Origin of the sequence: endosymbiont 'TC1' of Trimyema compressum, from assembly GCF_001584725.1 — a bacterium.
Classification (GTDB): Bacteria; Bacillota; TC1; order TC1; family TC1; genus TC1.
Genome location: NZ_CP014606.1, coordinates 617,405 through 639,972 on the forward strand (window position 1 = coordinate 617,405; position 22,568 = coordinate 639,972).

The following is a 22,568-nucleotide window of genomic DNA, read 5'->3' on the forward strand; positions in this document are numbered from 1 at the left end:
ATGGTTACATTTGTGCTGGGGAGAAGAAAAACTGGCAAGAGTACTTATTTAATAAATGAAGTGAATAAAGTAAGCTTGAAAAATGAAAAGGGCTACTTATTAGTGCCAGAGCAAAGCACCTTAGATGTAGAAATGTCTGTTATTAAAACACTGGGTTCTAAAGGGACTCTGGACATTCAAGTCATTAGTTTTGAAAAATTAGGAAGCTTGCTTTTAAAAAAAACTGAAGGACGAACGAAAGCACTTTTAAAAGAGCAAGGGCAAAAAATGATTTTGAGGAAAGTTCTAAAAGATTTGCCTCTCTTATATTATAGAAGTGGCTTATATAAAGAGGTAGTTTTAGAGAAAATTCTTAAGAGTGTAAAAGAATTAAAAGAAGGGGACTATTCTTTAGATTCTTTAAAAGTATTAGAAAATAATAAAGTGCTATATGAGAAAATAAAAGAACTTCATTTAATTAAGGAAGCTTATGAAGCAGAGCTTACTGGGGACCATATTGATGAAGTTACTTATGGTAATTTATTAATTGATAGCATAATTACCAGTGACTTTGGTTTAAATACTCATTTTTATATTGATGATTTCTTTTCCTTTTCAAAAACTCAATTAGCTATTATTAAAACTTTAATGAAACAGTGTAAAACGGTTACTATTGCTTTACCATTAGGTAAAAATGATAGAGGTTATTTTGAAGCTGTCAATGTGCTTTATGGACAATTGAAAAAACACTGTAAGTTGGAAAAAATTGAATATGAAACTATTCATTTAGAGGAAAATCATTATCAAAAACCTGCTTTATCCTTTATTGAAAGAACAATGACCCATTATGGTGGTTCTTATTATTCAGGCAACCCAGAAGGCATTGTTGTTAAAGAAACAGGTAGTCCAGAAATTGAGGTTCGAGAAGTCTTTGAAACAATTGCTCAACTAGTTAAAGAAAAAAACTATAGTTTTAAAGATATGAAAATTGTTTGTAATGATCTTGATACATATAGGAATCTTTTTAAACTCTATAGGGATATTTATAATATTCCCATTTTTATGGATGAGGAAATATGGGTTCATACCCATCCTATCATTCAGTTTGTTTTATTAATTCTTGATTCAATAGAATCTAATAATACAAAAGTTATTATGAGTCTTCTAAAAACAGGCTGGGTGCCAATGGAAAGGGATGCTATTGAAACCCTGGAAATTTATGTGAGAGAATATGGCATTGAGAATTATAAGTGGCAGTATCCATTTAGAGAAGAAGGAGCAGAGTTAGCAAGACAAGAAATTTTGGGATTTCTTAATGAAGCTAGAACGTATATAAAAGCAAAATCAAATTTTCGTGAGAAAATTAAAGGATTATATTCTTTTTTAGAGAAACTTCAATTATATGAGCAGCTAATAGAGAAAATAGAAAATTATAAAGCAGAGGGGAAATATAAGAATGTTTATATTGATACTCAGATTTGGAATATATTGCTGGATACTTTTGATCAATGTGTTTTGTTTTTAGGTAACGAGGAATCTGATTTAAAAGAATTATCCAGTATCTTAAAAAGCAGTTTCTTAACGGAAAAAATAAATATCTTGCCAACAGGACTTCGTGAGGTTTTAATTTTAGGTAGTCAAGATATGTTTAAAGAAAAAGCTAAGTGTATCTTTATTATAGGGGCAAGTGATGGTATTTTTCCCTCACCAATTGATAAAAAAAGCTTATTTAAATCTAAAGAATTAAAATTACTAGATGAAGTTTTTGGTTGGCATAATAGTTATTTATGGCAAAAAAAGAATAAGGATATGGAAGTTTATTTTTCATTAACAGGGGCAGTTGAATATTTATATATTAGTTATAGTTTAGGGGATCGAAAAGGGGAAGGACAAACATTGTCATTGCGTATTGTTGCTCTTTTGAAAAAACTGCCTGGTGTAAAAAAAGATTACCTTTTAGTTGAGAGAGAGCATCAACTGATAATTTCCGAAAATAAGCGTTTTTTAGATTTAATGGAAGCTATTGGGAAAGGTTGTATTGAGGGAGAGGACTATAAAAGCTATTGCTATTTTAAAGAAAGCAATGTTTTTGGAACACTGCTTAATGGACTTTTTGATTTTAAAAAGCATTTTGAATTTGAAGGTAATATTAGCAATGTAGTTACAGATGCACTTTTCTTTAAAAGCCAATTACCTTCATTTTCAGTATCTAAAATTGAAAAATATGCGTCTTGTCCCTATGCATTTTTTATTCAGTATGGGTTAAGGCCATTAATCTATAAAGGTTCTAAAATTGATAATTTAGATATTGGCAATATTTATCATAAAGCACTGGAAACATTTCAAGAGTCTTATATTCTTGAGACATTAGATCAAGACACTATAATCGAAAAAGGTCAGGAAGTCTTTAATTCATTGTATGAAGCCGATGGTTATTTAGATAAGTTTCATACATTTAGCAGTCATTATAGACTTGAAAAAATTAAATCTGTTGGTTTAGAGAACCTAATTTTATTAATGGAGCAATTGAAAACAGATGATTTCAAACCAACTTATTTTGAATTAGCCTTTGGTAAAAATCAACCTTTGGGACCTATTGTGAGAAATATTAATGGTCAAGCTATTGCTTTGGAAGGTAAAATTGACAGAGTGGATTTATTAGAAGAAAGTGATGTTGTATATTCGAAAATCATTGACTATAAATTAAATGATAAAAAACTTGATTATGGTAAATTTTATGATGGTATTTCATTACAGCTATTTTTTTATTTAAATGCTTTAATGAAGAAAGGTCAGGCGTTATTTCCTAATAAAAAATTAAACCCAGGGGCTCTCCTTTATTTTGTCCTTAATGAAGAAAAATCGGTTATAGATGTTAAAGAAGATTTAGATAAAACTTATACTCAGTACCGATTGAAAGGTGAAGTTTTAAATAACAGGGCAATTATTGAAAGAATGCCAGTTGAGTTTCTACCCATAACTTTTACAAAGTCTGATACGCTATCTAAAACCAGCAGTGTTTTAAGTGAGGAAGATTTTTATAATTGTACGGAACATGTGCAAGTAAAAACAGATGAATCACTTAAGGGAATTCTTAAAGGGGACTTTAAGGTTAACCCGTATTATTACAAGGCAAGGGAAGAAAAGTATTGTACTTTTTGTCAGTTTAATTCAATTTGCAAAAATAAGTTAAAATACAATTATTTGACGCCAAAAAAGAAAGAGATTGTATTGGATAGTATTAAGAAGGATAATGACAATGTGGACTAAAGAGCAACAAGAAGTTATTGATTTAAGAGAAAAAAATATTTTAGTTTCTGCGGCTGCTGGTTCTGGAAAGACGGCAGTCTTAATTGAGCGACTTTTTCAGTTAATTTTCAAGGATCGTGTATCAGTAGAAACTATTTTAATGATAACTTTTACCAACAAAGCCGCTAAGGAAATGGCTGAACGTTTAGAAAAAAAGTTAGAAGAGGCAACACTGTTATATCCAGAAGATATTTTTTTAAGAGAGCAGTTAGAGCTTTTAGAAAATGCTCAGATTAGCACTATGCATAGCTTTTGTAAAAATGCTATTCAAGAAAACTTCAATATTTTAGATATTGATATTGCTTTTAAAGTTTTAGAAGAAAATGAAGGAGCTCAAATAAAAGATGAAAGTATGGATTTATTATTAGAAAAATATTATGAAAAAAAAGAACCTCTTTTTATTAGACTTTTAGAAACCTATAGTAGTTTAGAAAATGATAATGGATTACGAGAAACTATAAAAGCGCTTTTTCATTTTAGCCAAGGGGCACCTTATCCTTCAATTTGGTTAGATGCTGGTGAAGAAAGCCTAAATTGTATTGAAGATGAATTTTTAAATAATCCATTGGGGATTACTTTAAAAGAAATTTTAGAACGAGAACTTTCTTTAGTAGAAGCATTAATTAGGAAGGGGTCTAAAATTGCAGCATTAGGTGCTACTGAATATTTGGAAACAACCGAAAAAGATTTTGAAATTATGGTGGAGCTAAAGAATACTTTATTAAGGAAAGGCATTTCCCTATTTATGGAAAATACTCATGCTTCTTTTTCTAAGCTACCTTCTGTAAAAAAAGAAAATCAAAATGAGGAACATGATTTATTTAAGAAAATTAGAGATGATTATAAGAAGAAGGTAAAAGAAATGGCCTTTGATTTTAAAGCACATTTAGCTTTATTAGGTAGTGTAAAGGCAAAAACCCATTACTTAATTCAAATGGTTAAGGATTTTGATGAAATTTATAAAGGGTTAAAAAAGGAGAAGGAAGCAGTTGACTTTAATGACCTAGAACATCTAATGGTGAATCTTCTAGAAAATGAGGAGATTAAAAAAAGTTATCAAAATTATTTTACTCATGTTTTTGTTGACGAATTTCAAGATAGTAACTTAGTTCAAGAAAGTATTGTTAAAAGGGTTGCTAAGGAAAATAATCTTTTTTTTGTAGGAGATATTAAACAGAGTATTTATCGTTTCAGATTAGCTGATGCTAGTATATTTTTAAGAACATTAAATAATTATAGAATTGATTCTTTAAGTGAAACTATATTTTTAAATAAAAATTTCAGATGCAGTAAGAACATTGTCGATGGTGTAAACTGTGTATTTGATGAATTGATGAATGGCGAAAATTCTTCTATTGAATACAAAAAAGATGGTCGTTTGGTTTTTGGCTCTGGTGTTAACAGAGAGGAACCTATCGAAGTTTTTGTTGTTGACCGTGATGAAGGTCTATTAACTGAGGAAACCAGTCAGGATAAGGTCTATAGAGAAGCTATGATTTGTGCTGAGAAGATTAAAACACTTGTGAATCAAGGAGTAGAATTACATGATGTAAATAAAGACGGAGTTAGAAAGATAAAGTATGAAGATATTGCTATTTTAATGTTTTCAACTAAAGTGACTTTACCTATTTACATGGAAGTTTTTAAAAAAATGGGGATTCCATTATTTGGGGAAATTGACACAGGTTTTTTTGAATCAGAAAGTGTGCAATTATTTTTGGATCTTTTAAAAGTAATTAATAATTACAAAGAAGATCTTTCATTAATCAATATTTTAAAAAGCCCTGTCTTTCAGTTTACCTTAGAAGAATTAGGTAAAATCAGAAGTCAAAATCAGCAACACAAAAGTTTTCACGAAGCTTTTTCTGCCTATAGTTTAGAGGATTCTATTCAGGTTAAAAAAGATTATTTTTTGACAATTCTCAATGAATTTAAAAAGGATGTAACAGAGCATTCTCTAGTGGGTTTATTAACCCATATTCTAACAAAGACTAACTTTTATTATTTACTGTTCAGTAAAAATAATGGTAATCAAGAAGCAGCTAACATTAGAGAACTGTTGTATATGGCTGGCGAATATGAGGTGGATCATAACGATCATTTAAGGGGATTTTTAGCTTACTTTGAATATTTAAAAAAAGAGGAAATTAATATTGGTGAAGCCAGTATTTTGTCTGATAATGCAGATGTTGTTAAAATTCTAACACTCCATAAAAGTAAAGGTTTAGAATTTCCAGTAGTATTTTTATGTGGTTTAGGTAATGAGTTTAGACACCCTAAAAAAAGCCTCATAAACTTTCATCCTTATTTAGGCATTGGACCTGTATATGCAAGTAAAGGTAAAAAAATTAAAACATTAGCCAATTATATTATTGAAAAGACTAATGAAAGGGAAAAAATTGAGGATCAGCTTAATCTTCTTTATGTAGGTATGACAAGAGGCAAACACCTATTATATTTAGTAGGTTCTGTTAAGGATTTAGCTAAGAAGAAGAAAGAATGGCTTTTAGGAACCACTGAAACACTGATAAAACCAAAATGTTTCTATGATTTTCTACTGCCCTATTTATATGGCAATGACAGTATTCGAAGTCGCTATAAGATAATGGAAACGAATATGGAAACTTATCATTCTGAGCTTGAAAAAAAGTCAGTAAATTTAGTCATTAAAAAGACTGATGGATTACTAACAAAGGATGATTTTTTTGTTATGAAGACACCTGTTCCTCGTAAAATTTCGGTAACAGAGATGAAGAAAACTACAGTAGCGGATGCCATGACAAAAGATTTCTTAAAAGGAGATTTGAAAATAAGGCCTGAGTTTATTGAGGGCAAGAAAATGTCAGCTGTAGAAAAAGGTATTCTTTTTCATCTAGCTATGGAGCATCTGGATTTTAAAAAAGTAGTAAATGAAACGGATGTTTATGACTATATTAATGGTTTAGTAAATAATAAAATAATTTTACCTAGGGAAAAAGAGGCTATTGATATTGAAGGTATTATTGCTTTTATTAAGAGTCCGTTAGGTAAAAGAGTTAGAGAGAGTAGTTTAATTGAGCAAGAAAAACCCTTTAACTATTGTTTGAGCCCTAACCGTTTTTTAGAGGGTTATGAAGGAGTGGATGATACTCTTTTACAAGGGGTAATTGATTTGTTTTTTAAAGAAAGGGACGGTTATGTTCTAGTTGATTATAAGACAGACTATGTTCGAGAAGACACTCTTGCAAATGATATTGATGAATACAGGAAGCAAGTTTTATTATATAAGGAAGCATTAACTGAGATTAAAAAGGCTAACGTAAAAGAGGTTTACTTGTATTTTAGTACCCTTAGAAAGTCAGTTAAGGTAGAAGAATAAAGGAGAATAGAAATGGAAGTGTTAATTGCCCTAATATGCCTATTATTAGGTGGCATAGTAATGGCTATAATAACCTATGGCGTAATGAAGAAAAAAGTAAAGACTGCTGAAGCTAAAGAAGGAGACCTAGTTATTGCTTTAGCACAGGCGGAAAATTCTTTAGAACAGGAAAGAAAGCATTGGCTTGAAAAAGAAGCTTATTATAATAAAACCAAGGAAGATATGGAAAGCTCCTTTAGATCCTTATCCTCTAAAGTGCTCCAGGAAAATAACGAAGTCTTCTTAACTTTGGCAAAAGAAACCTTGGCAAAACAGCAGAGTGAAGGGGCTGGTTTACTAAAAGAAAAAGAAGAATCTTTCAAACATTTAGTGGATCCTATGAAAATTATTCTCAGTGAAGTCAAAGGTAAAATGGATACTATTGAGAAAGATTATCAAAGTACTTTTACAGAAGTGAAAGAACAGTTTAAATATTTAAAAGAAGATCAGACTAAATTACAGACGGAAACTGCAAATTTAGTTAAGGCTTTAAGTTTACCGCAAGTTCGAGGACAGTGGGGAGAACTACAGTTAAAACGTGTTGTGGAAATGGCTGGCATGCTTAATTATGTCGATTTTATTGAGCAAGTGTCTACTGATACTGACGGAGGCAAGTTAAGACCAGACGTGGTTATTAATTTGCCAGGTAATAAAACTATTGTGATTGATGCTAAAACTCCCTTATCAGCTTATTTAGATGCTACTGAAGCTGAGACTGATAGCCAACGTAAGGAGTGTTTGAAACACCATAGTAGACAAGTTAAAACACATATTAAGCAATTAGGAGGAAAGGCCTATTGGGATCAATTTGAAAATAGTCCTGAGTTTGTTGTTTTATTTTTACCAAATGATGCCATGTATCAGAGTGCATTAGAAGGGGATCCAGCATTAATTGAGGCTGGTATTAATGATAATGTGCTTATTGCCACACCTACAACTTTAATTGCCTTATTAAAATCAGTTTCTTATGGCTGGAATCAAGCTGCTTTAGCAAATAATGCTAGACAGATAAGCCGACTAGGTAAGGATTTATATGATAGAATGGCTACTTTTGTTGAGAATATGGCGGGTGTAAAAAAAGGATTAGAAAGGTCTATTGAATCCTATAATAAGGCAGTCGGTTCTTTTGAATCAAGAGTATTGCCTTCAACAAGACGTTTTAAAGAGCTCGGTATTTCCTCGGACAAAGAGATTAATGAGTTAACATCTGTAGAAAAATCACCTAAAGATATTAGAAGTATAGAAGACTAGAGGAGAATAATTATGGCGTTAAGAGTAGATTTTGAAAATGAGAAAATTAGTAAATTATTGTTACAACTTTCCTATCCGTCGATTATTGCTATGTTAGCTAATGCCTCTTATAATATTATTTATGGCATATATTTAGGTAATTTTGTTGGTCCAGATGCTTTAGGCGCAACTAATGCTGTGTTGCCTATACAAATATTCTATATGGGGATTACCACTATGGTGGCCATTGGTATGGCTTCCTTGGTTTCAATGAGACTTGGAGAAAAGAAACAGGAAGATGCTGCTTTATATGCAGGGACTGCTATAGTAGGAGCATTATTAATAGGTGCTATTCTAGTAGCTTTTACTATTATTTTTAGTGAACCTCTACTACAAGTAGCTGGTGCAGCTCCAGAAATTATAGGTGAGAGTAAATCATATTTAATAGGTATTATTATTGGATGGATTTATTTTCCACTTGTTGTTGTTGGCAATAATCTCTTACGCTGTGTTGAAGAAGCTAAGAAAGCTTATTCAATAATGCTAACAAGTATTGTTGCTAATATATTTTTAGCGCCCCTATTTATTTTAGTTTTTAAAATGGGTACTTTTGGCGTTGGTTTATCTACTTCTATTTCCCAAGGCTTGTCCTCTATTCTGCTTTTTGTATACTACAGAAGAGGGGCTCTAGTACTGCCTTTAAATAAAAAACTGTTAGAATGAAATGGGATTACTTTGGTTCAATTTGTGGTCTAGGTTTTTCTTCATTTTTAAGACAGACAATAGGCAGTGTAAGCATTTTGTTATATAATCGTTTTTACTTATATATGGTGGTGTAGAATATTTAAATGCTATGGGGATTATTAATAAGCTATATACGTTAATTACGTTGCCAATATTTGGATTATTACAGGGTATTCAACCTGTAGTTGGCTATAATTATGGTGCTCACAATTATAAAAGGGTTAAGGAAAGTGTCTATAAGGGTGCTTTATCCTGTGTTTTATTATCTATAACTAGTCTTATAATTATTTTAGTGTTTATGGATCCAATACTCTCATTATTTACTTCTGATGGTTTGGTGAAAGACATTACTAAGTACGGTTATATTTTGTGTTTGGTGCATTGCCAATTATTAGTTTTCAGATGGTAGGCACAGCAAGTTATCAATCTTTTGGAAAAATACGAACAGCATTATTTATAGCAGTTATTAGGCAATTAGTTATTGCCATACCATTGTTATTTATTTTAAGTTTAATAATAGGATTAGAGGGAATTTGGCTTTCATTTCCAATTTCTGATATACTTTCTGCTATTATTAGTGTTATTATTATAGAATATGGGTTAAGAAAAATAAAAATAAGTTGGGAGCAGAAAGTTGGATAATAGTAAAGAAAATTTAATGCTTAAAAATGCATTTATATTATCTTTTGCTGCAATACTTTCTAAAGTAGTAGGTGCAGTTTATCAGATATTTTTATATAGAGTAATTGGAGCTGAAGGATCAGCTTTATATGCTAAAGGAATAGCCTTCTATGCCATGTTATTGGCTGTTTCAGCTGCAGGAATTTCTATTGCTATCTCAAAATTAATGTCAGAAGAAATTGCCAAAGGTAATACTGGCATTGCTTTTAAAATATTTAAAGTGGCTTCTTTGATTTTAGGCATAATTGGAATTGTATTGTCTGTAGGTTTGTTTTTTGGAGCACCTTATATTGCTAGTAACTTTTATGTGGATCCAAATGTTACTTGGATTATTCAGGCAACTGCACCTGCACTTTTAGTTGTTACTTTTATGGCAGCTTTTAGAGGCTATTTTCAGGGACAACAAAATATGGGACCAACTGCCTACTCACAAATTTTTGAGCAATTAGGTAGAATTGTTTTTTCAGTTGCCATTACTCTAGTCTATATTTATTTTGTAGCAGGGACTAACTTAAGTGAGGTAATGGGTGTTACTAGTAGAGATCAATCGTTGGTACAGTCTATTGCTGATGGCGTTGCTCTAGGACCTTTTGTTGGTGCCATTATTGGTTTTTTGCCTATTATCTATTTTTACTACAAGAGAAAGAATAGTTTAAATAGAAAGATTACTTATGGCAATAGACAATCTAGACGAGAAGCTACTACAGGGTATTTAACTAAAAGAATTCTTTTATTTGCTATTCCAGTAACTTTAGCTGCATTATTACCTACTTTAATTGATATGGCTGATGCTACACTTATTCCCAATGTCTTAATGGGAGCTGGCTTAAGTTATAAAGCAGCTAATGCTTCTTTTGGCTATTTTACGAATACGGCAATGATTTTAGTAAATATAATTATTTTAGCTGCATCTTCGTTTGCTGCAAGTTTAGTACCTGCAATTGCAGACGCAAGAGGAAGAAAGAATGATCAAGAGGTTAAAAATAAAACAGCACTATCCATTAAGCTCGTTACTTTAATTAGCTTGCCAGCAGCAGCCAGTATGTTTTTATTAAGTAAGCCTATTGTAGCCCTTATATTTAATGAAGTTGATAATGATGTTTACATGGTATTGCAGGCCAGTGTGTTTATGATTCTATTTATGTCTATTTATCATAGTACAACAGGTGTCTTGCAGGGTGTAGGGAAAATTTACGTTCCTTTAGTATCGTTGTTTGCTGGACTGCTTGTAAATATAGGATTATTAAATTTATTATTACCTATTAAGGGCCTTAATATCCTAGGAGCGCCAATTGCTCATACTGTTGCTTATTTTACTGCTGCAATTATTAATTTTATTGCCGTAAAGCGTATTGTAGGTTACCGTTCAAAGTGGTTAACATGGTTGCCTCAGGGACTATTAAGTGCCTTGATAACAGGTGCTATAGCCTATGGGGTGTATAGATTATTTAATTTAATTATTGGTTTTATTAATGAAGGAATATTAAATCTGTTAATTAGCCTAATTTTTGCAGTTATTGCTGGCATTATTGTTTATTTTATTACTTTAGTCTTGTTTAGAGCAATTAAAGAAGATGAAGTTAAGAGTATTCCCAAAATTGGTTTTATATTTGGAAAAATATTTAAAAGAATAAGGAGATCATAATGGATGCTGAATGGATAAAAATCTATCATATTTTAAAAAACTAGGATTTGATTTAAAATGGGCTAAGACAAATCGTACAACGCTTAGTATACTTACTGGAAGTTTTTGGCTATCCAATCCATTTTACCTATGAGGCCTATCATAATGGACCCTATGCTTAACATGTTAATATGGAGGCTATGGAGGTAGAAGCTTTTTTAGTTTCTCAGAGCATTGAGGTAGTAGATGGCTATACTGAAAAAGAGGTTCAGAGTATTCATGCTTTAGAAAAAGCTGTTGCTATTGAGAAAGAAAAAAGGATTTTTAGATTGTTTAGTATTAGTTGATTTTTTATTAAAAGAAAACAAGGAGTTAGATTTAGATAATCTCTGGGAAATTATCCAATATTCAACTATTTATGATTTGGATAAAAATATTATAGAAGAAGGAAGGGCGTTTTTAGATGGATTTAGAAACCCTACAAATTGAAATCTATACGCTGCCATTTACAATTGTAGGTGACGGGGAGAAAATTCTTAGCCTTGAACAAAAAAGCAGTATAGATTCATTAAAGCCTTCAAAAGTTTTATTAGCAGCAAAAATAGAGTTGGAACTCTATTTAAAAGGAAAGTTAAAAAAGTTTTCAGTACCTTTGAAAATTGGAGGAACACCTTTTCAAAAAAAGGTTTATGAGGCAATGATGAAAATTCCTTATTGTCAAGTGGCAACTTATGGTGAATTAGCAATGAAAGTTGGTTCCCAAAAAGGGGCCAGAGCTGTTGGGGCTGCCTGTAACAGCAATCCCTTGCCAATATTTGTGCCTTGTCATAGAGTTGTTGGTGTAGGTGGCAAATTAACAGGATTCGCCTATGGCTTATCTTTCAAAAAAACTTTATTAGAAATGGAAAAGAGTAATGATTGAAATTGTAACATTAGAAAATAAGAAGATTATGTTAGTAGGAACAGCCCATGTTTCTCAAAATAGTGTAGAGGAAGTTGCAACTGTGATTAGAGAAAACAATCCTGAAAGTGTGGCTATAGAACTTTGTGAAGCTCGTTTTAGAAGAATGGATGGCAGAGATTCAGGCTGGGAGAACTTAGATATTGAATCTGTTTTAAAAAAAGGGCAAGGAATGCTTATGATTGTTAACTTTTTCTTATCTTCCTATCAAAAGAAAATAGGGGAATCTTTAGGAGTAAAACCAGGGGCTGAAATGGCGAAAGCTGTTGAGGTAGCTAGAGAAGAAGGCGCAACGATTACTTTGGCTGATAGAGATGTTACAGTCACTTTAAGAAGAGTTTTAGTTCATTTGAAGTTTTGGGAAAAAATGAAGGGACTTTATAAGCTATTAGTTCTTTATTTTACAGCTGAGGATGATGTAGGAACTGAAGATATTAATGAATCAACTATAGAATCTTTAAAAAATCAAGAAACCATTGCTGCAAGTCTAGATCAATTAGGTTCAGTTTTCCCTTCTGTAAAAAAATATTTAGTAGATGAAAGAGATTCTTACTTAGCTTATAAGATTGGTAAAAGCCCAGGAGAAACTGTTGTTGCTGTTTTTGGGGCTGCCCATTTAGAAGGCGTTAAGAAACATTTAATTAACAATGATGTTACATCAGAATATATAAAGGAAATAAGCCAGATTCCTAAAAAGAAAAAGACAGGTTCTTGGATTGCCTTAGGGTTGTTAATTCTTTTTATAATATTGGTAGCTGTTACATTCAGTGCAAATCCAACTGTTGGGGCATCAAATATTGGTTATTGGCTAATTTTAACCTGTACTTTAGGAGGCTTTGGTGCTTTATTAGCTGGGGGGCATCCATTGACTATACTAGCGGCAATTATTGGGTCCCCGATTGGGGCTGCATTGCCTTTTGTGGCCAGTGGCATGATTAGTGGATTAGTTGAAGCTAAAGTAAGAAAGCCTCAAGTTAAAGATTTTGAAAGCTTGAATACTGCTATTTTCACATTTAAGGGGTGGTGGCAAAATAAGATTTTAAAAATATTTAATGTTTTCTTTTTAACTTCTATGGGAAGCGCTATTGGAAATATTTTAGGACTTAAAAATATATTGGAAGGCTTTTTTTGAAATATTTAAGTAAAGGAGTTTTAGATGGAGAAGCGATTAGTATTACTTGAAGGTGCTTATAATGTGCGAGATTTAGGGGGTTATCCTACTAAAAGTGACAAAGAAACCAAATGGGATCGATTTTATAGGGGGATGGTCTTCAAGGATTAACCGAAAATGATATTGCTATTTTGAAATCAAAAAATATTCTTTTAGATATTGATTTAAGAAGCCAAAGTGAAATTGATAAAAATATTGATAGATTAAAAGGTGTTAAAGGAATGGCTTATGCCTCTATTTCACTATTAAGTATTTTTGAAGATCAAATTAAGGATTTATCCAAGGCTGATTTTTCTAAAATACCTAAATCCTTAGGTGAATTTTATATTATGGTTTTACATTATTGTCAGGAGGGATTTAGAGAAGTTTTCAAATTAATAGGAAGTAGAGAAGAGGCGGCTATTCTGTTTCATTGTTCTGTTGGTAAAGATAGAACAGGTTTAATTGCAGCTTTACTTTTAAATCTTGTAGGTGTTTCAGATAAGGTGATTGTTGAAGATTATGCTTATTCAGGAGAAAATATTGGACCTGTCATTAAGAAATACGAAAATATGAATGAAGAATATCTGAAACCTTTTCTAGTTGCAGGACCTGAGGCTATGGAAACTTTCCTGAGTGAATTAAATAGAACCTATGGTAACAGTGAAGGTTTTTTAAAGCATTTAGGATTGTCTAATAAGGTGATTCAAAATATTCAAGGTACATTTGTTTAGCAGGTTGTTGTGTTGACTTTGTTCCTTTTCAAGCGTAAAATTATAACTAGTTTAGAAAATTTTAAAAGGAGAAAATAAAATGAAAAAGTTTTTGGTATTAGTATTATTTGGCCTTTTAGGAATAGGCTTATTTGGTTGTAGTAGCCAAAATAAAGAAGAAGGCAAATTAATTGTAGGTGTTGATGACGCTTTTCCACCAATGACATATAGAGACCCTAACACCAATGATATAATTGGCTTTGATGTAGACATGGGGGAAGAAATTGCTAAAAGAATAGGGGTTACCTTAGAATGGCAACCAATTGAATGGAAGGGTATGGTACAATCCCTTAAAACTAAAAAAAATGATATGGTTATTTGCGGTGTAACCATTACGCCTGAAAGAGAAGAGCAAATCTTTTTATCAGCCCCATATATGGATGCTGGTATCTCTATGGTTGTAAAAAAGGGCTATAGGGGGATTTTATCTATTAAAGATTTAGCAAATAAGAAAATTGGCGTTCAAACTGGTAGTTCTGGAGCTAAAGGTTTTACTGAATTAGGATTTACTGAAAATGTTTCTACTTATGATGCTTACCCAGCTGCATTTAATGACTTAGGTATTGGTAGAATTGATGTAGTTGCTGTGGATACAGTTGTTGGTGCTTATTTTATTAAGGAAAGAAGCAGTGAGCTTGAATTGTTGCCAGAAAAAATAATTACAGAAAAATATGGTGTGGCTCTTGCAAAAGATAACACTGACTTACAGAAGAAAGTAAATGAGGCGATTGCTGCTATGAAAGTAGACGGTTCTTTAGAGGCTATTGCAGTTAAATGGTTTGGAGCAGAAAATGCCAAGGGAGTTATCCCGCAGTAAGGAGATATAAACAGTGGACTTAGATTTTTTTAATCTTATTTTCCCTTTCTTATTACAAGGGGCAAAAGTAACAATTATACTAACGCTATTAGCTTTGACTTTTGGTACTGTCATAGGGTTGATTTCTGCATTAATGCGCCTTTCGAGATTTAGAATTTTGAGGGGGATTTCCTGGTTCTACACTTGGGTTATTAGAGGAACCCCATTACTGGTGCAACTATTTGTCTGGTATTATGGTTTTCCAAGTATTGGTATAGAACTAAATGCTTTTGTAGCTGGCGTCTGTGCCTTAAGCCTTTGTGAAGGCGCCTATATTTCTGAAATCTTTAGAGCTGGTATTTTGTCAGTGGATAAAGGTCAGAAAGAGGCGGCTTTATCATTAGGCATGACATCTGGCCAAAGTATGAAGCGTATTGTTTTACCACAGGCTTTTAAAACAATATTGCCACCTTTTAGTAATGAGTGTATAACTTCAATGAAGGATACAGCACTGGTTTCAACAATTACTTTAGTAGAGTTAATGCGACAAGCTCAAACACTGGATGCTACGCATTTTCGTTCAATGGAAATATATTTATCGGCAGGTGTAATGTATTTATTGATGACATCTGTAATTATGTTAGGCATATATTTTCTGGAGAAAAAATTCCAACTTAAAGTACAGAGGGTTAAAAGATGATTATTGAAGTAAGAAATCTCCATAAAAAATTTGGACACTTAAGGGTTTTGAAAGGTGTCGATATGTCAGTAGAAAAGGGAGAGGTTCTTGTTATTATTGGACCTTCAGGCAGTGGTAAAAGTACACTTTTACGTTGCCTTAACCAACTTGAACACCATGAAGAAGGGGAAATTCTTTATGAGGGACAGCCAGTTGGTCTCCATTATATTAAAGAAAAGAATACATATAAGGAAGTTCCTAAAAGAGATATTATTGCCATTCGCAAAAGAATGGGGATGGTTTTTCAACGATTCAATTTGTTTCCCCAAAAAACAGTAATTGAAAATGTTATGGAAGGACCGTCAGTTGTATTAAAAGAAAAGAAAGAAAAGACTATACTTGAAGCTAGAAAGTTGTTGGATAAAGTCGGTTTACTAGAAAAGGAAAAAGAATTTCCTGGTAACCTTTCTGGCGGGCAACAACAAAGGGTCGCTATTGCTAGAGCATTAGCCATGCATCCTGATGTAATGCTTTTTGATGAGCCTACTAGTGCACTGGATCCAGAATTAGTTGGAGGGGTATTAGAAGTTATGAAAGAGTTAGCTCTTGAAGGCATGACTATGGTGGTTGTAACTCATGAAATGGGTTTTGCCGAAGAAGTAGCTGACCGTGTGATTTTTATGGATGATGGTGTTATTGTTGAAACTGGTACGCCAGAAGCTATTTTTGATTATCCTAAAGAAGAAAGAACAAAACTATTTTTAAGTAAAGTTTTAAGGTGAATGAGATGTTTGAAATAAAACAATTATCTATTTTTTTAGCCAATAAACCTGGAAGACTTCTTTCAATAACCCGTTTATTAAAAGAAGCCAATATTAATATTAGAGGTATGTGTATTACAGATACTAGTGAATCAGGTGTGTTGCGTTTAATAGTTGACTATCCTGAGGAAGGTGCTGCCTTATTAAAGGAAGCTGGAATTTCTAGTCAAACAAGTAATATTATTGTTGTTAAAATTGAGGATAAGCCTGGTGAGCTTTGCCAGTTACTTTTTTATTTGGAAGAAAGTGATTTAAATGTAGAGTATTTATATGGCTTTTTAAATAAAGAGGGCTATGCTTATTTGGCAATGAAAGTTGAAGATATTAAAGCAGCTATTAATGTAATGGATAATAAAAATATTACATTATTAACAGAAGATAATGTATATGGTGTTTAGGAGGTAAGTTATGTCGGAAAAGTGGATAGGTCGTTCAGCATTGGAGAATATTAAACCCTATTCTCCTGGTAAGTCAGTTTCATCAGTAGAAAAGGAATTAGGTCTATCTGAAATTTATAAGATGGCTTCAAATGAAAATGCTATTGGTCCTTCAAAAAAGCTGTTGCAGCAATTAATGAAGAGCTTTTATCAATGCATATTTACCCAGATGGTAATTGCGAACTTTTAAAGGAAGGTATTGCCACTGCAAAAGGTGTTTTACCTGAACAAATAATTGTGGGTAACGGGTCAGATGAAATAATTAAATTAATTGGAGAAAGTTTTTTAACTGATGGCAGTAGTTTAATTATAGGTTATCCTTCTTTTTCTGAATATGCATTTGCAGGTCACTTAATGGGCGCTAATGTAGTTAATGTGCCTTTAGTTGACTATACTTATGACTTAAAAGGTATTCTTGCTGCTATTGATGAAACAACAAAGATGGTGGTTATTTGCAATCCCAATAATCCAACAGGAACAGCAGTGGGTAAGGAGGCTTTAATACAATTTGTTAAATTGGTAGCATTCCTTTAATTAAATGGATTCATAGAGTTAAAGAGCTATTTAATGTTAATCATTTAGCCCAAGTAGGGGCTTTAGCCGCTTTGACGGATGAGAAAGCATTTAAATGCTTCAATAAAGTTAAAGGAAGACATTATTATCCCCGACAAAAGGTAGCGTTTTTGCTTCTCCTGAATACATACGAGTTACCATCGGGACTCTTGAGCAAAAAGTTTTATTGAAAGTCTAGATAAGGTTTTAAAAGAAATATGATATAATAGAAATAAGTGAAAAAATAGAGTGTATTACACTCTATTTTTATGATAAAAATGGAGGAAAAATGGCAATAGGAGTATTTGATTCAGGCATTGGAGGCATTACAGTAGTAAAGGAAATTAGAAAACAATTGCCTGACGAAAAAATAATATATTTTGGCGATACAAAAAGAGTTCCTTATGGAGGAAAAGATAAAGAAGAATTAATTAATTTGTCTGAGCAGATTGTAGCTTTTTTAATTAGAGAGGGAGCCGATGTGATTATTGATGCCTGTAATACAACCTCGGCATTGGCATTACCTTATTTACAAGAAAAGCATACAGTACCAATTGTAGGGGTTTTAGTTCCAGGCGCTGATAGTGCTAGCAAAGTTACTAAAGGTAAAGTAGGTGTCATGGGTACGGAAGCAACTATAAAAAGTGGTTGTTATGATGTAGCCATTAAAGCTCAAGAAAAATCAACGGAAGTAGTTTCTATACATTGTCCAAAGCTTGTAGGATTTATTGAAGATGGTGATTTAAATTCATCTTATTTAAAACGCGTTTTACGAGACTATTTAAATCCTCTATTTTTAGCCAACTGTGACACATTAGTGTTAGGCTGCACCCATTATCCTTTTTTAAGCGATACTATTTATGAACTGATTGGAGATTCAATGACTTTAATTAATCCAGCAGTAGCAGCTGTTAATGAATTAAAGGCGTATGAGTCCTCAAGAGAAGGAGAAGATATTTGCTATATTAGTGGTGACTATCATTCCTTCTATAGTGCTTTAACTGCTCTCTATCCAGACCATGGATTTGAGAAAATAGTTACCTATGACCCGATAGAGGAGTAAGAATATGAAAAATAACAGTGCACTAAGAGACGTTAGTATAAAAAGAAATGTTTTGCTTTACCCTGAAGGTTCTTGTTTAATTGAAGTTGGGAATACCAAGGTTCTTATAACGGCTACTATTGAAGAAAAAGTACCTCCTTTTCTTGAAGGAAAATTAGAAGGATGGGTTACTGCTGAATACAGTATGTTGCCTAGGGATAACAAACATAGAACTCTCAGAGGTTTTACTAAAGGCAAACTTGATGGGCGTAGTGCTGAAATAAAGCGATTAATTGGTCGTTCCTTAAGAGCTATAGTAAATAGAAAAGCATTGGGACCGAGAACTATAATTCTAGATTGTGTGATGTTTTACAAGGGGGATGGTGGAACTCTTTGTGCTTCTATTACAGGTGCTTTTGTTGCCTTATATGATGCTTGTGAATATTTACTTGAAAAGGAAATGATTGATGAAATGCCACTTAATGGCTTTTTAGCGGCAGTAAGTGTTGGAAAATCTAAAGATGATTATATTTTAGATTTATGCTATGAGGAAGATGTTTCGGCTATTGTAGACTTGAATTTAGTTATGAAGGATGATGGTGAGTTAATAGAGATTCAAGGCACAGGAGAAGGTGGCACCTTTTCCAGAAATGAGTTGGGTCAATTTCTTGATTTAGGTGAACAGGGTATTAAAATATTAATTGAAAAGCAAAAAGCAGCTTTAGGAGTAGCGGAATGAAGTTTATTTTTACAACTCATAATAATGATAAGAAAAGAGAAATCGAGAAACTCCTTAAAGATACTAGCTTTCAGGTTTATAGTTTAGCTGATGTAGGTTTCGAAGATGAAATAATTGAAGATGGGAATAGTTTTTTAGAAAATGCTAAAATTAAAGCAACGACTATTTATAAAAAATATGGTATTTCAACTTTGGCTGATGATTCTGGTATTTGTATTGATTTTCTAAAAGGAGAACCTGGAATTCATTCTGCAAGATATGGTGGTATAGGTGCAACAGCGGAAGAAAAAAATAGGCTTATTTTAGATGCATTAAAAAATGTTCCTTATGCTAAAAGAGGTGCTTATTATGTTTTTTGTCTCTATTTTATTAAGGATGAAGTAGAGTCTTTTTATGTGGAGGAAACATGTGAAGGTGTAATTAGTGAGTCTCCGGCTGGCAAAGGCGGTTTTGGTTATGATCCTATTTTCTATCTCCCAGAATATAAGCAATCAATGGCTGAAATTTCATTGACTGAAAAAAATAAAATTAGTCATAGGGGCAAGGTTTTTGAGGCATTTAAGGCAAGAATTCCTATTCTTTTTCCATATGATTAGTTAATAGGCATTTTAAGCATATTGTAATGATTATAAAAAGCAATTCAGCTCAAAGTGTTCACAATATATTAAAAAAGTGTATAATGATAAAAAGGAAACTAGAGGTGAAAGATGGCTAAAATTGAGAATATTAGAAACTTTTGTATCATTGCTCATATTGACCATGGTAAGTCAACACTGGCTGACCGACTAATTGAGTATACTGGTGCTGTTGAAAAAAGAGATATGTCCTCACAGCTTTTAGATCAGATGGATTTAGAGCAAGAAAGAGGCATTACAATTAAGTTACAAGCTGTAAAAATGAAATATACAAGTAAAAAAGGAGAGACTTTTTTACTGAATTTAATTGATACCCCTGGTCATGTTGACTTTTCATATGAAGTATCAAGAAGTTTGGCTGCCTGTGAGGGTGCCCTACTTGTTGTAGATGCTTCACAAGGTATTGAAGCCCAAACTTTGGCCAATGTCTATTTAGCTATCGACAATGATTTAGAAATTATTCCTGTAATTAATAAAATAGATTTGCCGAGTGCAGATCCTGAAAGGGTTTGTGCTGAAATAGAAGAGGTAATTGGTCTCGATACAAGTAATGCTATTTTTACATCAGCAAAAACAGGCCAAGGAACTGAAACAATACTAGAGGCTGTTGTTAAAACTGTGCCCTGTCCAGAAGGGCATAAAGAAGGACCATTAAAAGCCCTTATATTTGATTCTCATTTTGATGCTTACAAGGGAGCATTATCCTATGTAAGAGTCGTTGATGGAGTAATTAAAAAGGGCATGGATATTCAGATGATGTCTACAAAACATGAATTTGAAGTTACGGAAGTAGGGGTTTTTGAACCCCGTCCTAAAGTTGTGACTTCCCTTGATACTGGAGAAGTTGGCTATGTGGCTGCAAGTATTAAAAAAGTAGGGGACACTAATGTAGGCGATACTATAACAGATAGTGAGAACCCTGCAAAAGAAGCTTTGCCAGGCTATAAAAAAGCAATACCTATGGTTTATTGTGGTCTTTATCCTATTGATACTAAACAATATGATGATCTTAGAGATTCTTTGGAGAAGTTACAGCTAAATGATGCTTCCTTAATTTTTGATCCTGAGACTTCTGCGGCATTAGGGTTTGGATTTAGATGTGGTTTTTTAGGTCTTCTGCATATGGAGATTATCCAGGAACGATTAGAAAGAGAATATAATATTCAACTTATTACAACAGCTCCAAGTGTTATTTTTAATATTTATAAGTTGGATGGTTCTGTTATTTCTATTGATAGTCCCTCTCAGTTGCCTTCTGTAACAGAAATTGATCATATTGAAGAACCTATGGTTAAAGGCTCAATTATGGTACCAAGCGATTATGTGGGAGCTGTTATGGAGCTTTGCCAGGAAAAAAGAGGCAGGTTTATTAATATGGATTATCTAACCCAAGAGAGAGTACTCATTACTTATAGATTACCATTAGGTGAGATAATATATGACTTTTTTGATCAGTTGAAATCTAGAACGAAAGGCTATGCTTCCTTTGATTACGAAGTAATTGGTCACGAAAAATCAAATTTAGTTAAATTAGATATTTTACTTGCTGGAGAAGTTATTGATGCTTTATCCTGTATTGTGCATAAAGATAAGGCTTACTATAGAGGACGCTCTTTAGTTGCAAAATTGCGTAAGCTGATTCCAAGACAATTATTTGAAGTGCCTATTCAAGCCGCAATAGGAGCCAAAATTATTGCTAGGGAAACTGTTAAGGCAATGCGTAAAGATGTTCTAGAAAAATGCTATGGTGGGGATATTTCAAGAAAGAAAAAATTACTTGAAAAGCAAAAAGAAGGTAAGAAGAGAATGAAACAAGTTGGCAGATTTGAAGTGCCACAAGAGGCATTTATGGCTGTTCTGAGTCTAGATGACGAATAGAGAAATGCTAGGATTATATATACATATTCCTTTTTGCAAGGAAAAGTGCCATTACTGTGACTTTTTTTCCTTTAGAGGAAAAGCTGAATTAATGGTTCCCTATGTTGAGGCGCTGATTCATGAAATCGATTCATTTAATAATGAAGATTTAGATATAGATACCATATACATAGGGGGAGGGACTCCCTCTATTTTGATGTTGTCCTCTATTGAGTCAATTATGGCTCATGTTAGGGCGGCTTTTAGAATAAAAGACAATGCAGAGATTACAATTGAAGTTAATCCAGGCACTGTTAAGTTTGATGCTTTAAAAGCCTATAGCGCTATGGGCATTAATCGTTTATCTATGGGGGCTCAATCTTTTAATGAAAAACATTTGAAAAGACTAGGTAGAATTCATTTAGCAAAGGATATTAGTTCTACTGTAAAGGCAGCAAGAGCAGCTGGTTTTGAAAATATTTCTTTAGATTTAATTTATGGTCTGCCTGATGAAACTTTAGAAGAACTTATTACAGATATAAAAGCCGGTATTGAATTAGGTGTGGACCATCTATCTCTTTATGGCTTAATTATAGAAGAGGGAACTCAGTTTTTTGCAGAATATGAAAAAGGAACCCTTAATTTACCTGCTGAAGAATTACTTCTTCAAATGAGGGAAACGGGTACCATTTTATTAGAGAAAGCTGGATTTAGACATTATGAAATATCCAATTATGGAAAAAAAGGTTTTTTTTCAAAACATAATTTAATCTATTGGCAAAATAAAAATTATTTAGGTTTAGGGGCTGATGCTAGCAGTTATTGGCAGGGAGAGCGCTATAAAAATATGGATAGTATTTCAGGCTATATAGCTGAAAAAAAAGAAAATAAAAGCAGTAAATTAGACTGCTATAAAATTGGAAATAAGGAAGCTATTGAAGAAGAAATCCTTTTAGGATTACGATTAATAGATGGCATTAATATATATGAATTTAAGAAAAGATATGACATAGATTTGCTAGAGATGTATAAAGAGCCCATTAGGCTTTTAAAAGAAGAAGGTTGTCTAAAAATTGATAATGGACAGCTATACTTGACGCTGAGAGGACTAGCCATTTCCAACTATTGTTTGGGAATGTTTTTATGCTAAGGAGGAAACTAA

General features: G+C 32.6%; 22 protein-coding genes and 1 pseudogene. All 23 read left to right on the top strand.

Features of this window, described 5'->3' with window-relative positions; all coding sequences use genetic code 11:
* The 23 genes and pseudogenes from AZF37_RS03975 (at position 1) to hemW (ending at position 22,556) form a co-directional block, all read left to right on the top strand.
* Entirely contained in the window at positions 1–3,249 is a 3,249-nt protein-coding gene (locus tag AZF37_RS03975) for a PD-(D/E)XK nuclease family protein (RefSeq protein ID WP_088369670.1), read from the top strand.
* Positions 3,239–6,646 (top strand): UvrD-helicase domain-containing protein, encoded by a 3,408-nt coding sequence (locus AZF37_RS03980; RefSeq protein ID WP_172793075.1) that lies wholly within the window; start codon positions 3,239–3,241, stop codon positions 6,644–6,646. The genes AZF37_RS03975 and AZF37_RS03980 overlap by 11 nt, the downstream gene beginning before the upstream one ends.
* A 12-nt stretch (positions 6,647–6,658) precedes the next feature.
* Positions 6,659–7,936, top strand: coding sequence for a DNA recombination protein RmuC (locus AZF37_RS03985; RefSeq protein WP_088369672.1), 1,278 nt, complete (start codon positions 6,659–6,661; stop codon positions 7,934–7,936).
* A 12-nt stretch (positions 7,937–7,948) separates the two neighbouring features.
* Complete coding sequence (locus AZF37_RS03990; RefSeq protein ID WP_088369673.1) at positions 7,949–8,638, top strand: MATE family efflux transporter; 690 nt, start codon at positions 7,949–7,951, stop codon at positions 8,636–8,638.
* A 100-nt stretch (positions 8,639–8,738) separates the two neighbouring features.
* Complete coding sequence (locus AZF37_RS03995) at positions 8,739–9,068, top strand: MATE family efflux transporter (RefSeq protein WP_281178946.1); 330 nt, start codon at positions 8,739–8,741, stop codon at positions 9,066–9,068.
* The gene (locus AZF37_RS04000) at positions 9,041–9,301 is read left to right on the top strand and encodes a hypothetical protein (RefSeq protein WP_172793076.1); all 261 of its coding nucleotides are present in this window, start codon (positions 9,041–9,043) and stop codon (positions 9,299–9,301) included. The genes AZF37_RS03995 and AZF37_RS04000 overlap by 28 nt, the downstream gene beginning before the upstream one ends.
* Entirely contained in the window at positions 9,294–10,985 is a 1,692-nt protein-coding gene (locus AZF37_RS04005) for a putative polysaccharide biosynthesis protein (RefSeq protein WP_088369676.1), read from the top strand. The genes AZF37_RS04000 and AZF37_RS04005 overlap by 8 nt, the downstream gene beginning before the upstream one ends.
* 179 nt (positions 10,986–11,164) lie before the next feature.
* Entirely contained in the window at positions 11,165–11,311 is a 147-nt protein-coding gene (locus tag AZF37_RS10355) for a hypothetical protein (protein WP_162473875.1), read from the top strand.
* A complete protein-coding gene (locus tag AZF37_RS04010; protein ID WP_088369677.1) occupies positions 11,268–11,453 on the top strand; it encodes a hypothetical protein in 186 nt (61 codons plus the stop codon). The genes AZF37_RS10355 and AZF37_RS04010 overlap by 44 nt, the downstream gene beginning before the upstream one ends.
* Positions 11,428–11,886: a methylated-DNA--[protein]-cysteine S-methyltransferase gene (locus AZF37_RS04015; protein WP_088369678.1), complete on the top strand. Its 459-nt coding sequence runs from the start codon at positions 11,428–11,430 to the stop codon at positions 11,884–11,886. The genes AZF37_RS04010 and AZF37_RS04015 overlap by 26 nt, the downstream gene beginning before the upstream one ends.
* The gene (locus AZF37_RS04020) at positions 11,879–13,057 is read left to right on the top strand and encodes a TraB/GumN family protein (protein WP_088369679.1); all 1,179 of its coding nucleotides are present in this window, start codon (positions 11,879–11,881) and stop codon (positions 13,055–13,057) included. The genes AZF37_RS04015 and AZF37_RS04020 overlap by 8 nt, the downstream gene beginning before the upstream one ends.
* Positions 13,058–13,081: 24 nt before the next feature.
* Positions 13,082–13,809 (top strand): annotated as a pseudogene (locus AZF37_RS04030) (tyrosine-protein phosphatase).
* Positions 13,810–13,888: 79 nt separating this feature from the next.
* The gene (locus AZF37_RS04035; RefSeq protein ID WP_088369682.1) at positions 13,889–14,665 is read left to right on the top strand and encodes a substrate-binding periplasmic protein; all 777 of its coding nucleotides are present in this window, start codon (positions 13,889–13,891) and stop codon (positions 14,663–14,665) included.
* Between the two features lie 13 nt (positions 14,666–14,678).
* On the top strand, positions 14,679–15,344 hold the full coding sequence (locus AZF37_RS04040; protein WP_172793077.1) for an amino acid ABC transporter permease: 666 nt from the start codon (positions 14,679–14,681) through the stop codon (positions 15,342–15,344).
* Complete coding sequence (locus tag AZF37_RS04045) at positions 15,341–16,105, top strand: amino acid ABC transporter ATP-binding protein (RefSeq protein WP_281178910.1); 765 nt, start codon at positions 15,341–15,343, stop codon at positions 16,103–16,105. The genes AZF37_RS04040 and AZF37_RS04045 overlap by 4 nt, the downstream gene beginning before the upstream one ends.
* 5 nt (positions 16,106–16,110) lie before the next feature.
* Entirely contained in the window at positions 16,111–16,542 is a 432-nt protein-coding gene (locus AZF37_RS04050) for a hypothetical protein (protein ID WP_088369683.1), read from the top strand.
* 10 nt (positions 16,543–16,552) lie between these two features.
* A complete protein-coding gene (locus AZF37_RS04055) occupies positions 16,553–16,771 on the top strand; it encodes a hypothetical protein (protein ID WP_088369684.1) in 219 nt (72 codons plus the stop codon).
* Positions 16,735–17,115, top strand: coding sequence for an aminotransferase class I/II-fold pyridoxal phosphate-dependent enzyme (locus AZF37_RS04060; protein WP_088369685.1), 381 nt, complete (start codon positions 16,735–16,737; stop codon positions 17,113–17,115). Before AZF37_RS04055 ends, AZF37_RS04060 begins: the two co-directional genes overlap by 37 nt.
* Positions 17,116–17,422: 307 nt before the next feature.
* Complete coding sequence (gene murI / locus AZF37_RS04065; protein WP_088369686.1) at positions 17,423–18,196, top strand: glutamate racemase; 774 nt, start codon at positions 17,423–17,425, stop codon at positions 18,194–18,196.
* 4 nt (positions 18,197–18,200) lie between these two features.
* A complete protein-coding gene (gene rph, locus AZF37_RS04070) occupies positions 18,201–18,914 on the top strand; it encodes a ribonuclease PH (RefSeq protein WP_088369687.1) in 714 nt (237 codons plus the stop codon).
* Positions 18,911–19,510 (top strand): RdgB/HAM1 family non-canonical purine NTP pyrophosphatase, encoded by a 600-nt coding sequence (rdgB, locus tag AZF37_RS04075; RefSeq protein ID WP_088369688.1) that lies wholly within the window; start codon positions 18,911–18,913, stop codon positions 19,508–19,510. Before rph ends, rdgB begins: the two co-directional genes overlap by 4 nt.
* 111 nt (positions 19,511–19,621) lie before the next feature.
* Complete coding sequence (gene lepA / locus AZF37_RS04080; protein ID WP_088369689.1) at positions 19,622–21,427, top strand: translation elongation factor 4; 1,806 nt, start codon at positions 19,622–19,624, stop codon at positions 21,425–21,427.
* Complete coding sequence (gene hemW, locus AZF37_RS04085; protein ID WP_088369690.1) at positions 21,417–22,556, top strand: radical SAM family heme chaperone HemW; 1,140 nt, start codon at positions 21,417–21,419, stop codon at positions 22,554–22,556. Before lepA ends, hemW begins: the two co-directional genes overlap by 11 nt.
* The last annotated feature ends 12 nt before the right edge of the window (positions 22,557–22,568 follow it).